The following is a 15,074-nucleotide window of genomic DNA, read 5'->3' as shown; positions in this document are numbered from 1 at the left end:
ATTATTTAGGGTAGGGGCATCATAAATTTAGAATAAAGTTTGTGAAAATTCCCTGCACTTAATAACTTATAGTAATCTTATTTCCAAGGACAAACTAAGATATGAAGACGACCGAAGAATTTAAACAATTTAAAAACCTTGATGAAGAACAATTACCAGTCGCCAAACATAGATTACACGATTGGACTCATTTTGCAGGACTCTATGCCGCAGAACATGTAGCGGCTACAGAGTTTGTAATAGGGGCTACCTTTGTAGCCCTAGGCGCCAAAACGATGGATATTATCCTTGGCCTTTTGATAGGAAATATTCTAGCCGTACTTAGCTGGCGCTTTATTACCTCACCAATAGCTGTTGATACACGCTTGAGCCTCTATACCTATCTCAATAAGATAGCTGGCGACTCGATGACAAAGTTATACAATTGGGCAAACGTTATCATCTTTTCGGTAATATCAGCGGCGATGATAACAGTCTCAGCTACAGCAGTGCGCTTTGCATTTGATATTCCCGCACAACTCAATTGGTACCCTACCAATGCCTGGTTTATTTTGATTGTAATCGCCGTAGGTATTGTTGTGGTCTCCATTGCTCTCTATGGTTTTAATGCAGTTTCTGAATTTTCAGGCATCTGTGCACCCTGGCTCTTTGTAATGTTTACCAGCGGAGCTATGGTACTCCTTCCTGCTTTATCATTAGACGTATTGCATAAAACATTACCGGGAGGATGGACCGATTTTATGACCCTTGGGGACGAGTCTATTTGGACAGGCATCAATAGTGCCGGAGCTCCAGGAATAGGACTGGTTGAAGTTATAGGCTTTGGATGGGCTGCCAATACTATTACACATTTTGGATTGATCGACATGGCCCTTTTGCGTTTTGCGAAAAAGAAATCCTATGGCTATGCCACTAGTACGGGCATGATGTTCGGACACTATATCGCATGGATTGCTGCCGGAATCATGGGTGCCGGCGCTGCTGTTATATTAGGAAAATCTATCATAGAATTGGATCCCGGAGATGTAGCCTATTATGCCCTTGGCTGGTCGGGGTTTGTTATTGTAATTGTCGCGGGCTGGACAACCGCCATTACCAATTTATATAGATCGGGTTTGGCTGCACAGGCAATTTTCTTCAACCATTCCAGAAAGAGAACCACCATTGTAGTTGGTATGGTCACCGTTTGCATTGCCTGTTTTCCCTTTGTGTTTTCACAAATACTGCCATTATTGACTTATGCCGGGCTGCTTGTAGTTCCTGTAGGGGCCATTGTTTTTGCAGAACATCAGATTTTTCCTAGAATTGGCTTAACCCGCTATTGGTCTTCATACCGTAAGCTAAGCTTTAGTTTGCCTGCGGTTGCTTCTTGGGGCCTAGGCCTTGTCTTTGGTTTTGGCCTGAATGCTTTAGACCTGATTTCCTTCTATTACCTGTTTATCCCCACTTGGGTTTTTACCATTGCGGTGTATACCTTTCTCGCCTCTCGATATGGCGCTAAGGAAGAGTATTCTGAGCAAGTAAAAGAAGAAGACCTCCGAAATGATAGAATCAGAGGCTTTCAGGAGGAGCAAGCAAAGGAAGAACCCGTTCTTTTTAAGGATGTTTCTTTTTTCTCCAAAGGATTGAAAATTATTGCAATTTCGGCCTTGGCAGCCACTTTGATCTTGGCCTGTAATGTACTATTCGCAAGTTCTACTGAAGCGGATTATATCGAAAATCGGGAACTATTTTACTCCTACGCCTTTGTTTGTACCATCGTTTATTTCGTATTGGCCTATTGGGCGCTAAGAAGAGGTAAATCAAATACCAAAGGATAGCCATGGAAATTCCAATACAACTCAGGCAACGAAATTTACAAAAAGTGGGAAGTCGAATCCCTGTACCAAAATATAAACGTGGAGAAGAAACATCTGGAATAGTTCATATTGGTGTTGGGGGTTTTCATCGTGCCCATTTGGCGTATTATTTGCACCAATTAAAAAATGACAGTGCGGCCTCAGTCTGGGGAATCTGTGGCGTAGGCTTGCGTGAAGCAGATGTCAAACTATATAACATTTTTAAAAAGCAAGACCACCTTTACACCCTGATGGTTAAACATCCCAATGGAAAAATTGAAGCTGAAGTTATCGGATCGATCGTAGATTTTATAATGGGCACCGATACGGCAGAACAAGTGATCCTGCGCATGGCTTCTGAAGAGACGAAAATTGTTTCCTTGACCATTACCGAGGGAGGGTATAATTTTAATCCCAGTACAGGGGAATTCAATTTTGACAATCCGGACATTCAACACGAACTACAGCACCCAGAAGAACCAAAAACTGTTTTTGGGTTTTTAACTGCAGCATTAAAAAGACGCCGTGCCGAAGGTCTGTCCGCATTTACAGTGCTTTCTTGTGATAATATTGAACATAATGGTGACATGCTGCGAAAGATGTTACTCACTTTTGCAGCAGCACAAGACTCGGACCTGGCCAAATGGATAGCCGAAGAAGTCTGCTTTCCTAATTGTATGGTAGACCGAATTACACCAGTGACAACTGAAGCAGATGTTGAAGTCCTGACACAGGCCTATGGGGTAGATGATGCCTGGCCCGTTACCTGCGAACCTTTTATTCAATGGGTGGTAGAGGATAAATTTTCTAATGGCCGCCCTGCCTTTGAAAAGGCCGGGGTGCAATTCGTCCCCGATGTTGGTCCTTATGAGAAAATGAAATTACGCTTACTGAATGCAGGTCATTCGGTCTTGGGTCTTTTGGGGGCTATTCATGGACATCCCACTATCAATGCCTGTATGGAAGACGAAACCTTTGTTATCTATTTACGTGCCTTTCTAGATAATGAAGCCACCCCTATTTTAGGCGAGATAGAAGGTATTAACCTGAAAGACTACAAAGACACTTTGTTAGAGCGTTTTGCCAATCCTAATATTAAAGACAGTATCAGCCGGATTTGTTCGGAAAGCTCCGCCAAATTACCTAAATTTTTAATTGCCACACTACAGGATAATTTAGCAACTGCTGGAAGTATAAAGTTTGCAACTTTAGTGATTGCCGCTTGGTGTTATTATAGTGATAAGGGAATAGATAGAAATGGAAACCCCATAGAAATAATCGATGCCAGAAGTATCGAACTCCATCAGGCAGCCAAAAAAACCAATACAGACACTTTAGCCTTCTTAAGACAAGAATCTCTTTTTGGAAATCTTATTGAAAATAAGGAGTTTACAAAGTTGTATACGGAGAAAGTTCAGAAAATCTATGAGGATCCTAATATCAAAAATTATATGAATAACATGATATAAAATCTATTTTTCAGGTTACGAAAAGCAGAAAATAAACAATTAAGAAAACGCCTCCTAACAGGATGTAATTTGGATTGAAACTAAAGCCTTAAAACGGAGACCACAGCAATCGAACACTCATAGTTATGTGTAATTAGAAGTATTAATTATGAAACGATAATTTGAATTAGTCATTACTAACGAACAAGATTTTCTAGATATTATTGGACATTCTAGTGCGTTAGTTGCCAGAAAAACACTTGATTATATTGATGAAAAGTCATGATTATTTATTGAGAAATCCCCATTTATTGTTATTTCGTCATCGGTCCAAAGTGGGAATTTTGATAGCTACCAAAAAGGTGATCCTCCGGGCTTTGTGAAAGTTTTAGACCAAAAAACTTTAGCAATCCCGGATCGATTGGGAAATAGAAGAGCAGTTACCTTTATGAACGTCTTAGAAAACCCCAAAGTTGGATTAATCTTTTTAATCCCAGGAATTAAGGAAACCTTATGAGTTAGCGGACAGCGGCGAACTGGAAAAAAGCTATAGTGAAATGGATGAAATCATTAAGAATGATGAAAAAAATCGACTATATTAAAACAATAAGTAACAATGTCTTCGATACGATTAAAAACTATTGCTTAATAAGACCGGAAGGCGTTTTTAAAAACTTGAATATGAATTATATAAAACTAGGAAAATTTTTGTTTTTTCTAATCATTGTATCACTTTCTAAGCTTACCTGTGCACAAGAAAGAGGAATTAAAGAACTTGATTTCTTAATTGGGAAATGGGAAACCCGAGAAGATAATATTGAAAAAGGATGGTGGGAAACATCAACCCGGGAAGTAAGATATATTTTGAAAGGCAATTATATTGAATTCATTGCGAAATCGGTAGATTCTAATGGTAGAGAAAGAGAATACAATTGGTACATCAATTACAATAAAAAAGCCAAACAGTTCGAAATGGTATCGATGTTTAGTAATTGGTATAAAACACAGCTGGATGTTCTTGTTTGGGATAAGGAACAAAGAAAATTAACTATTCGGAATAAACCTGATTCTGAAAGCGAATTTCACGAGAGGTATGGTGAAATAGTTTTTAATGAAGACTTTGATGAGTATACTTGGACGGGCGAAAATAAATATGGAGATTCAAATAATCCAAGTATTTGGAAATATATAGAAAAAGGTTTGCGTACAGAATAACAACAGTTTCTATTTACATTATAATGAAATAGTGGTTGTTTAAAAGAGGTTTGGGAAACCTAATGAATCTCCCTTACGAAAATCTCTTTTTTGACAACTTAGCAACTATTGTGACAGAGTCATAGGCATGGTAGCGGTGCTTCTATATAAATGAAATAAAAAAGAAGAGAATGAGTGATTTCTCTATTACCACGATCATTCGAATTGTTGCAGTACATGATAGGGAGTTTTCAGAGAAGACCCCAAATCACATATATTGACGCTTGAACTGATGATGGACTTTTTGAAGGGACAAATATTGTGCAAGAATACACATCTAATGAACTTTATGGTTTACGATTATCGACTCAAAAAAGATTAGATTATTTAGAAGAGCTACTAGGCAATTGGGAAAAGAATAGTACAATTCCAGAAATCCATAAGATGCCCTTAAAGGGATTAGACTTTACGGAACAAGTAGAAAAAACAGTAGAAGGGATTTAGAACTAGAGCTAAAAATTAATTACTGTTCACTAGAAAGTGATAGACTTATACAGTACAATAACTAGGTACTTAAGGAGAATTGGAAGTAGGAGCGCAAAAGGGTTTCAAAACTATTGGATAAAAATACATTGGAAAATTCTCGAATTGGAAAACCTGAAACAAGTTTTGAATAGAGAGCTTTGATTTACCCCGCAAAAAGATAGGATCAAGTTTGCTAAGATTGTGCGTTTACAGCACGAAACTATGTTATGCCGTATGGAATGGATACAGCAGTAAATTTATTTTGTCTATATTTTAAATTGACCTTAAAAAATCTTTATTTTATGTGTACGGTTTATTTGATTTTAATATATGTATAAAAATATAATTCTTGAAAAAAGTACATTGCTCGTGGTATTCATCACTTTAGTACTTTCGGTTTTTTTGCTCACTGTAAAAAGTAATAGACATAAGAAGATGAGCAATAGATTGATGGGATTCTTTCTAATAACATTTTCCATACACATTAGTGTATTTCTCTATTCTAGGTATTTAGAGATGCCTTTGATTTTTGAGCAGTTTAGAGATCAGTTAATATTGTTGTTGGCACCTCTGTGTTATTTATACTTTGTCTCAGTATTGCGTTTTAATTTTAAATTTGAGAAAAAACACCTGATACATCTCACTCCTTTCATTTTGGTGTCAATCATTTTTATGCCAAGGTTTTTTATGGTGTCTGAATTAGAAAGAATAGTTTTTTACCAATCATTCCACGCCCAACTAGAATCTAAAACCTATGCTGCAATAAGCATTTTTTCTGGCGCATTTTATGTTGTGAGTATGATATTATTAGATTACAAAAATAGAACCTTGAGAAGTGATTATTCGCACAAGACTCACTTAAACTATAAGTGGTTAAAGGATTTTATCCCCTTAGTAATATTATTTTTTGTTTTTTCATTCCTTCGAACCATAGCAGTATATGTAAGCAATATCGATTTTGTCTTGACTGCACGCACAACGCATACAGTATTATTACTAGCGTTTGTAACATGGTTAACTCTTAGAAGTCTGTATACTCCCGAAATATTTAAATCAAAGGGGATTAAAAACCAATTGGTTAGCGTACCGAGGGATAAAATATTTAATCTTAAAAATCTACCGGTTACAAGCGATGTAAAGAAAATCAATCTTGATATAACTAGACTGAACAGTTATATTATCAAAGAAAAACCTTTTCTTTCTCCTGACTTGACCATAAAGGAATTGGCTCGTAACCTAAACATTAACACACAAGACCTATCTCTACTTATTAATAGGCACATAGGTAAACATTTTTTCGATTTTATCAACGAATATAGAATTGAAATGGCAATCAAAATACTTCAAAACCCTGAACGTAAATCAACACATGTCTTAGAAATCCAATACGAGGTGGGCTTTAATTCGAAGTCTGCTTTTCATAGGGCATTTAAAAAACATACGGGTAAAACACCCAAACAATTTCGAATAGAAAATAAGATATGAGCACTTAGTGTCTTTTTTTGGGTTTGGTTTGAAATTTCTATTTAGCGTCTTGATTTTTTCTCAAACAAATCAGTTCACTTTTTTTTAGTGGCACTTTTTTTTTCCTAGTTCGAGTAATTTTGCGGATCGTTGATTTAAACAAATTCAAAATGAAAAAACTATTGACAATAATCTTTATTGTTTCGATTATCTCAATCTCTTTTACCTATAAGAAAGAGCAAATCAAAACTTCTCAATTAAGTGGTGAAATTGATTTTTATATCAAGAAGACCATAGAACAGCATAATATTCCTGGTTTGGCCTTGGCAGTTATTCAAGATGACGAAGTGATTTTTAAAGACTATTATGGCAAAGCATCCTTGGAAGATAGATTATCTGTTAACGAAAACACCTTATTTAGAATTTTCTCAGCCACAAAGCTTATCACCACGACAGGAGTTTTTCAATTAATTGAAAGAGGTCAACTACAATTGGATGACACAATAGCAAAGTACATCGATGACTTACCAATTGAATGGCAAAAGATCCAAATTAAAAACCTATTGAGTCATTCATCTGGGCTTCCAGATATCATGAAATATGAAAGTACTTTAACTGATGATGAACTGATGGGAAAATTATACAATGATAAAATGGAGTTTGAAACTGGATATCAGTTTAGCTATAACCAAACCAACTATTGGCTTCTTACCCAAATTATTGAAAAAATTACTGGTGCAACATTTGATAAGTTTATCCTCAAAAATCAATTTTCAAATACCAATGAAGGTGCCATCTTTTCATCTAACTCACAAGAAGAATTACCAAATCGAGCGACAAGATATTTTTACAATGGAAAAAGAAAAGAGTATATTAAGGCAACAGATAACAGTGGTGTTAGAGGACATTCAGGAAACGGTTTAAACATTACCCTTGATGAATTTATCAAATGGGACGAGAAGTTGAAAAAAAATCTTCTATTGGATAAAAAAACCAAATCCAAAATGTGGTCCCCATTTAATTACACGAACAATTTCAATTATCAAAAAGAAAACTTTTTGCATGGCTGGGGTAATTATCCTATGAATAATCAAAAATCGTTTGGTTTTTCTGGTGGAAACTTGGCAGCCTATAGGTTTTTCCCTGATAGTAATACTTCAATAATATTCCTATCAAACGGCTATGTGAGTCCTGTCTATGATATTATAGTAAATGATATTGCTCGACTTGCAATATCAAAATTGCGCACCAAGGGTTGTACACTAGAATATAACGTTTTAGGCCTTATTGAAAGAAATGAGTTTAATGAGGCATTACAGGTTTTCAAAAAACTCAAAAAAGAAAATCCAAAGTCTCGATTTGAAAATTTAAGATGGAATATTAATGGGATTGGAAATTCCTATGCCTGGGAGGATGAGACAGAGAAAGCAATGAAAGTTTACGAATTGAATGCAGAAGCAAATCCAGACTGGTGGATATCCTTTTCTGGTTTGGGTGAAGTATACGAAGCCCGAAAAGACACTTTGAATGCCATAAAATATTATAAAAAGGCAATATCACTCAATGAAAAAAATGAAGGATATTACAATGAAGAATTAACGAATCTTATTAGTGACTTACAAAAGAAGTAGAAAGAAATTTTGCTAAGAAGAAAGTTCTTGATTACGTAAATCACAATAATAAATATATACAGAATTATAGCAATTTTTTCAAAATGATTAAATCAAAATTTCATTTGATATTCATGGTTTTTTTGATTTGTTCCTGCCAATCGGGAAACAAGAAGGAGATAACGAGTTCTTCCAATAAAGTAGATGATGTTTCACTCCAAAACCTAATGGAAAAGAATATTTGCCGAATAGATGAAAACGGTAAGAGTGATACGGGATCTCTCACAATCGAAGCTCGCATGAAAGAATTAAATATTCCTGGTGTCAGTATCGCCGTTTTTGACAACAATGAAATTCTTTGGGCAAAAGGATATGGTTTAAAGAATAAAAAAGAAGGTCAAAAAGTAAATGAGAATACGCTTTTTCAAGCTGCTTCAATTTCCAAGCCCATAGCTAGTGTAACGGCATTTATGCTTGCCGAGCAAGAATTAATAGTTCTTGATGAAGATGTAAATTTAAAGCTTATGAGTTGGCAAGTACCTGAGAATAAATTTACTATAACAGAGAAGGTAACACCACGCCGAATAATGAGCCATACTTCAGGATTAGGTACATCTGGATTTCAAGGATATCATAGAAACGATTCTATCCCAACCTTGGTGCAAATATTAGATGGTAGTGAAATTACTAATTCAGATCCTGTAAGGGTAATACAAACACCTGGTCAGTCCGAGTATTATTCGGGAGGCGGAATGCAGGTTTTACAATTACTATTGGAAGATGTTAGTGGTAAAAAGTTCTCTGAATTAACCGAAGAATTGATTTTTGAACCAATAGGGATGCGTGGTAGTACGTTTAACCATCCTATGTCTAAAAAATTGAATAATTTTATCTCAAACGGTTATGATTCCGAGGGGAAGGTTGTCAGTGGTGGATATCACCTATATCCTGAGAAAGCAGCTGCCGGACTTTGGACTACACCATCCGATTTGGCTAAGTTTATGATAGCATTGGGTAAGTCGTATCGTGGTGAAAATGGTGGAATATTAGAACAAGAATCAGCCAAAATGATGATGCAGAGAGTGCCCAACGCAGGAGGAACAGGAATTGGAATAGATGGTAAGGGAGATGCATTTCGATTTAGACATTCTGGTGGAAATGTCGGCTTTATTTGTTATGCTGTTTCGTTTGCAGAAAAGGGCAGAGGCGTAGTTGTAATGACCAATTCTGATAATGGATTTCCATTGAGTCATGAAATTGTCCGTGCTATATCTAAAGTATATGGGTGGCCAGCGATGTGGATGCGCGAGTAGTTTATTTATCTTTATTTCCGTTATAGTATTTTAATGAATAACAGATTTCGGCATTGTAGGGCACATATAGGAAATTAATAGATAATGGGAGACAAGTCTAAATTAGGCATGAAGGAATTTGTTAACAAAAAGATTCCTTTTAATCATGACTTTAAAAGTCAGGCTATAATCGCTGCATTGTTAGGTTGCATACTTGCTTCTATTATGATTTTTTTGAGACCCTTTGATACTGATGGATTTGATTCCGAATTCAGAAACCTGACCTTAAGCGGCTTTGGTTTTCTTTTTTCTCTAGCTTATTTGATTAACGCAAGACTCGAGAGAAGGTGGTACATTCTTAATAAAAATGTATGGACAATTAAAGATGAGGTTTTTTCTTTTATCTCTTTAGTTTTAATTTCCAGTGTCCCCATACATGCCTATAATCAAATATTTCTAAATAATTTCTTTAGTCGCAACTTGGGATTTGATAGCTATATCGAACACGGTATTTGGTTTTTTGCAAATTCTTTGATTCCAATAATGGTTTTTATTTTTCCTTTTTACCTGTATTTCAGAAATAGAGTGGGAAAGAGTTCAAGTAGTGAATCACCGGATGAAATCACTTTTATGGGTCTGAATAAGGAAGAGAAGATTGTTCTCTTAAAAAATGATGTTTTATTTGTAAAATCATCTGAAAATTATGTCGAAATCTTTTACGAGCAAGATGGCTCCTTAAATCATTCGACTTTTAGAAACACCCTTAGAGAAATAAATAAACAAGCCCCTTTTTTAAAAAGATGTCATCGATCTTATTTGATAAACTTGTCGAATATCAAAGCAGTGAATGGTAACTCCCATAACGCTAGTCTAGAATTTAAACTAGGCGAAATATCTGTTCCTTTATCTTATAAATACTATAAACAAATAAACTCTAGCCTACACGATTAGCATAATTTTTGTGTTCTAATCCCAAAATCTACGTTTTAATCATATTCTTTTCTCGATCGTCAATCGTCTAAAATTGATGAATATTTTTAAGTTTTCTTTGTTGGTCTAAAACTTTAAAATAATTGGTTCCCTCACTACAATAGCAATAAGAACGTACTTATAGAGAGGATGTATTGAGGAATTAGTATGCAATGAATGAAGAGTATGAAATTAGTATTATTTACTATATGTAGTTTAGTTTTTCTCCTTAGTGGGTTATATGATTCAAGGGCGCAAAATTTCGACAATGTTTCTTCAATTCAAGTGGAAGATATTTTTGAGGAGCTTGTGGCTATAAGAAATGATTTACACGACAATCCTGAACTGGCAGGAAGTGAAAAAAGAACTTCTATAATTGTCAAAGAATATTTACAGAATTTGGGCTTAGTAGTTAAAACTGGTTTTGGCGGATATGGGGTGGTTGGAATTCTAAAAGGCAAAATACAAAATGGAAAGAAGGTTGCTTGGAGAGCTGACATGGATGCCGCACTCCATACCTTCAACAATAAACCTAATGCTAACCCCCAAGCTGCGCATATTTGCGGGCACGACGTACATACTACAATTGGTCTTGGCATCGCCAACATGCTATCAAAAATTAAAGACAGTATAGGTACAGTGTATTTTATTTTCCAACCAGCCGAAGAGTCTTTTAAGGGAGCAAAAAATATGATTGAAAATGGGCTATTTAAAGAAATCCAACCAGATGAAATATTTGGACTTCATGTTTTTCCCACGGAAGTAGGTACTGTTAGTTCAAAACCCGGCGAACTGTTTGCCTACCAAAGGAGAATCAAATTGATATTTGATAAATCAATTGATGAAAAGGGCTTTAAAAGCTTCTTCGAGAATACAATACAAGAATTTGTGCGGCATAAGTCAAAAAGCGCTCCATGGTCCTTGAAATACTTAACGCATCCAGATTATGGATTGGAGAACCCGAATACGATTTATAAGAATTTTTTCATTATTGGTTCGAATATCGCTATCGATAAAGGCAATAAGAAAACTTCGTTTGAATGCACATATTACGAGACTGACTCTACCCGATTGGAGACAATAACTAAAGAAATTACCCACCAAGTAGAAAATTCCAAATATGGTAAATATCTTCTGGAAACATCATTTACCGCCGAGAGGCCAACCGTTGTCAATGATCCAAAGTTAACCTACGAGAGTTTGGCTGCTTTAAAGGATATGTATGGCGATGAACGGGTAACGACCTTTTATGGCCAAGTGCCTTATTCCAACGAAGATTTTATTTACTATCAATATGAGGTACCGGGAGTAATGTTTCTATTGGGAGCTTCCAATAAAAATAAAGGAATCGTTGCCTTACCTCATACCTCCGAATTCATGGTGGATGAAGAAGTCATTAAGCATGGTGTGAACTATTTTTCATTTTTTTTGAAGGATAGGACAAATCATACTAAAGTAAAAGGTAATTAGAACAGAAAAGCATTAAGAATAACATTAATTAAATCATGAAAAAGCTAAGCACTCTATTTTTTATACTTGTATCACTATTGATATTTGCCCAGGAAACACCAACCGTAAAGGATTGGCAAAATGACCTTATGTTTTTGCAAAAAACTATACATGAAGACTATTCCTTCCTATTTGTTAAAACAACAGCGGAAATCTTTGATGCTGAAGTGGAGAAGTTATTCAACCAAATACCCTCTTTGGAAAGTCATGAAATAATAGTTGGTTTGTCTAGAATCATCGGGCTATTTGAATATGGACATATGGCTGTTGCCTTTAACATCGAACCTTTCAAATTCCACTATTTGCCTTTAAATTTATATCAGTTTTCTGATGGGATTTATCTGCAAGGTGTTCATAAAAATTATAAAGACTTCGTCGGTGCCAAAGTTCTAGAAGTAAATGGAATACCTATAATGGATGCTTTGGAAAAGGTTTATCCAGTAGTTAGTGCGGAGAATACACAATACTTTAAAAGTAATGGAATAAATTTTTTAACAATTACAGAGGTGTTGCATGCCCAAGGAATCACTTCTAATCTTGAGAATTCGGTTAGTTTCACTCTGGAGAAGAATGGTGAAGTATTTCAAAAGGAATTCAATGCATTGCCAGTTGGGCAAGAAGTACCTCGAAAATATGGTTATGTGTTTCAAGATGAAAACTGGTTTGAATCCCGGACACAAAATACCATTCCATTATATCTGGATCATCTAGATAAAATGTATTTTTTTAAACATTTACCCCAAGAAAAAGCAGTATTTGTAAGACTAAGCCAAATAGAGGATGATCCAACCGAAAAGTTGGAAACTTTTTATTCTCGCTTATTTGATTTTATTCAAAAGGAAGATGTTGAAAAATTAATTATTGACGTTCGATTAAACGGTGGAGGGAACAACTTTAAGAATAGATCATTGGTTACAAAAATCATAGAGAACAAGAAGATAAATACGGTTGGAAGTCTTTTTGTCATTATAGGTAGAAGAACATTTTCTGCTTGTCAGAATCTAGTTAACGAACTAGATAATTATACTAATGTAATTTTTTTGGGTGAGCCAACGGCTGAGAATATTAATTTCTATGGGGATAGTCGGCCGCTAGTCTTACCGAACACACTTCATCCGGTTTATATATCATTTGCCTGGTGGCAAGACAAACCTGCATGGCAAAATGCTGAATGGTTGGCACCAGCCATTCCAATTGATATAAGTTTTGCGGAATATTCAACCAATAAAGATCCTGTATTGGATGCGGCCTTAGCTTTTTCAGATGCCAATTTTAAACCCAACCCAATGAGATACATCACCGACATGTTCGTAAGAGGCGAAATACAACAATTGGATGAAGAGGTGCCAAAAATGATTAAAGATGAGAGATATGACTTTTTTGATTTTGAGTCTGAAATTAGCAAGGCGGGAGCGCACTTGGTTAAGAGTGGAAGAATGCCTGCAATTCAGGCGGGGATAGGTGTTTTTTCATTTGTCACAAGATTATTTCCTTCTTCTTCTAGTGCTTGGGAAAATTTGGGAGATGCGTATCTAAAAGCAGGGAATGAGGAGGAGGCCAAAATATCGTTTAAAAAGTCTAAGAGTTTCGAACATTAGAAAAGTTGGTATTAGACATTATCAATGCAATAAAAATCAGAATTTAAAAATGAAACTATTAAATACTCTTTCCATCCTTTTGCTTTTGTTTATCAGTTTTTCTTGTTCTAATTCAGAAAAAAAATCCAAGGAGTACGAGAATGAGGTAAGAATTGATGAATATCTTATTAGTTTAATGGATTTGCACAATATCCCTGGCTTGGCTTTGGCTATAGTTGAGGGAGACAAAATAGTCTATGAAAATTATTTTGGAAACGCCTCTATAGAAGATAGCACCTTAGTAGATAAGAATACGTTGTTTAGAGTTTTTTCAACTACCAAGCTAATAACGGCTACAGGGATATTTCAACTTATCGAAGATGGAGAGTTAAAAGTAGAGGATGACCTATCGAAATACTTGGATGGTTTGCCTAGGGAATGGCAACAAATCAAAATCAAAAACCTATTAAGTCATTCTTCAGGTTTACCAGATATCATGAGATATAAAAGTACCCTATCAGACGAAGAGTTGATGGAAAAACTATTGCAGGAGAAGATGCAATTTGTAACGGGGTATCAATTTAGTTATAACCAAACCAATTATTGGTTTCTGGCTCAAATAATTGAAAAAATTACAGGAAATCAGTTTGAAGAATATATTCTTAAAAATCAATTCGATGGTTCCTTTAATGGTGTTTTGTTTTCGTCCAATGCCCTCGAGGGCATTCCAAATCGAGCAACTAGATATTATTATAGTGATAGAAATAAGAAGTTTGTAAAAGACACAAATAATTCTGGTATAAGAGGCCATTCGGGAAATGGGCTGAATATAACCCTCAGCAATTTCATAAAATGGGATAAACAATTAAAAGCTGATGTACTAATAGGCCCAGAGGTTAAATCGGCTATGTGGTCTCCATTCGCATTTACAAATAACTTTAAGTACCAAAAAGATGATTTTCTGCATGGTTGGGGTCGATATTATGTAAATGGTTTGGAGTCTTATGGTTTCTCAGGGGGAAATTCTACAGCTTACAGATTCTTTCCTAAAAGCAATACGACAATAATGCTACTAAGTAATGGGTATCAAACTCCTGCCTTTGATATAATAATTAATGATGTTGCTAGAATTGTATTACCAGAATTGAAGGGTAGAGGATTAACTCTTGAAGAAGATATTATGGATTTGGTACTAAATGATGAATTTGATAGAGCTGCCCAATTATTAAAGAAACTAAATCAAGAAAATCCAAACTCTCGCTTTGATAACTTAAAAAGCAACTTTAATGGAGTTGGAAATTCTCACGTGTGGAATGACAATTCTAAAAAAGCTCTTCAAGTATTCAAAATGTATGCAGATGCCTATCCAAATTCATGGATTGCATCTGCAGGCTTGGCTGAAACCTATGAAATAGAAGGAGATACTTTAAATGCACTTAAGTATTATGAGAAAGCTTTGCGCTTAAATGAAAAGAACGAATACCATTATAACGAAGGGATGATTAATAGTATTAATAAACTGAAAAACGAATAGTACTAAAAAGTGTGTGTTTTATGGTCCGTTGGAAAAAAGATGTAAATATGTATTATTAAATTATCGGTTTATAGTGAAATTATCACAACTACTGTAAAAGCATTTTGCACAGAT

At 35.3% G+C, this 15,074-nt stretch carries 12 protein-coding genes; all 12 read left to right on the top strand.

Features of this window, described 5'->3' with window-relative positions:
• Nucleotides 1–101: 101 nt before the first annotated feature.
• The 12 genes from PXG98_RS03150 (at nucleotide 102) to PXG98_RS03100 (ending at nucleotide 14,960) form a co-directional block, all read left to right on the top strand.
• Nucleotides 102–1,820: a purine-cytosine permease family protein gene (locus PXG98_RS03150; RefSeq protein WP_276388952.1), complete on the top strand. Its 1,719-nt coding sequence runs from the start codon at nucleotides 102–104 to the stop codon at nucleotides 1,818–1,820.
• Between the two features lie 2 nt (nucleotides 1,821–1,822).
• Nucleotides 1,823–3,307: a mannitol dehydrogenase family protein gene (locus PXG98_RS03145; protein ID WP_276388951.1), complete on the top strand. Its 1,485-nt coding sequence runs from the start codon at nucleotides 1,823–1,825 to the stop codon at nucleotides 3,305–3,307.
• A 271-nt stretch (nucleotides 3,308–3,578) separates the two neighbouring features.
• Nucleotides 3,579–3,803, top strand: a complete 225-nt coding sequence (locus tag PXG98_RS16510) for a PNPOx family protein (protein ID WP_420909545.1) — start codon at nucleotides 3,579–3,581, stop codon at nucleotides 3,801–3,803.
• A gap of 59 nt (nucleotides 3,804–3,862) precedes the next feature.
• Nucleotides 3,863–4,501 (top strand): hypothetical protein, encoded by a 639-nt coding sequence (locus PXG98_RS03140; RefSeq protein WP_276388950.1) that lies wholly within the window; start codon nucleotides 3,863–3,865, stop codon nucleotides 4,499–4,501.
• 300 nt (nucleotides 4,502–4,801) lie between these two features.
• Nucleotides 4,802–4,984: a hypothetical protein gene (locus tag PXG98_RS03135; RefSeq protein WP_276388949.1), complete on the top strand. Its 183-nt coding sequence runs from the start codon at nucleotides 4,802–4,804 to the stop codon at nucleotides 4,982–4,984.
• A 456-nt stretch (nucleotides 4,985–5,440) separates the two neighbouring features.
• Nucleotides 5,441–6,490: a helix-turn-helix domain-containing protein gene (locus PXG98_RS03130; RefSeq protein ID WP_276388948.1), complete on the top strand. Its 1,050-nt coding sequence runs from the start codon at nucleotides 5,441–5,443 to the stop codon at nucleotides 6,488–6,490.
• A gap of 149 nt (nucleotides 6,491–6,639) precedes the next feature.
• Nucleotides 6,640–8,100 carry a serine hydrolase gene (locus tag PXG98_RS03125; protein WP_276388947.1) on the top strand — a complete coding sequence of 487 codons (1,461 nt, stop codon included), beginning with the start codon at nucleotides 6,640–6,642 and terminating at the stop codon, nucleotides 8,098–8,100.
• An 83-nt stretch (nucleotides 8,101–8,183) separates the two neighbouring features.
• Complete coding sequence (locus PXG98_RS03120; protein ID WP_276388946.1) at nucleotides 8,184–9,392, top strand: serine hydrolase domain-containing protein; 1,209 nt, start codon at nucleotides 8,184–8,186, stop codon at nucleotides 9,390–9,392.
• 84 nt (nucleotides 9,393–9,476) lie between these two features.
• Nucleotides 9,477–10,322 carry a LytTR family transcriptional regulator DNA-binding domain-containing protein gene (locus PXG98_RS03115; RefSeq protein ID WP_276388945.1) on the top strand — a complete coding sequence of 282 codons (846 nt, stop codon included), beginning with the start codon at nucleotides 9,477–9,479 and terminating at the stop codon, nucleotides 10,320–10,322.
• Nucleotides 10,323–10,526: 204 nt separating this feature from the next.
• On the top strand, nucleotides 10,527–11,810 hold the full coding sequence (locus PXG98_RS03110) for a M20 metallopeptidase family protein (protein WP_276388944.1): 1,284 nt from the start codon (nucleotides 10,527–10,529) through the stop codon (nucleotides 11,808–11,810).
• 35 nt (nucleotides 11,811–11,845) lie between these two features.
• Nucleotides 11,846–13,447 carry a S41 family peptidase gene (locus tag PXG98_RS03105; RefSeq protein WP_276388943.1) on the top strand — a complete coding sequence of 534 codons (1,602 nt, stop codon included), beginning with the start codon at nucleotides 11,846–11,848 and terminating at the stop codon, nucleotides 13,445–13,447.
• Nucleotides 13,448–13,496: 49 nt separating this feature from the next.
• The gene (locus PXG98_RS03100) at nucleotides 13,497–14,960 is read left to right on the top strand and encodes a serine hydrolase (protein WP_276388942.1); all 1,464 of its coding nucleotides are present in this window, start codon (nucleotides 13,497–13,499) and stop codon (nucleotides 14,958–14,960) included.
• The last annotated feature ends 114 nt before the right edge of the window (nucleotides 14,961–15,074 follow it).

The organism is Eudoraea chungangensis (genome assembly GCF_029360665.1).
Taxonomy (GTDB): Bacteria; Bacteroidota; Bacteroidia; order Flavobacteriales; family Flavobacteriaceae; genus Eudoraea; species Eudoraea chungangensis.
The sequence above is the reverse complement of the archived record's forward strand: the minus strand, read 5'-3'. Positions and strand labels throughout refer to the sequence as shown.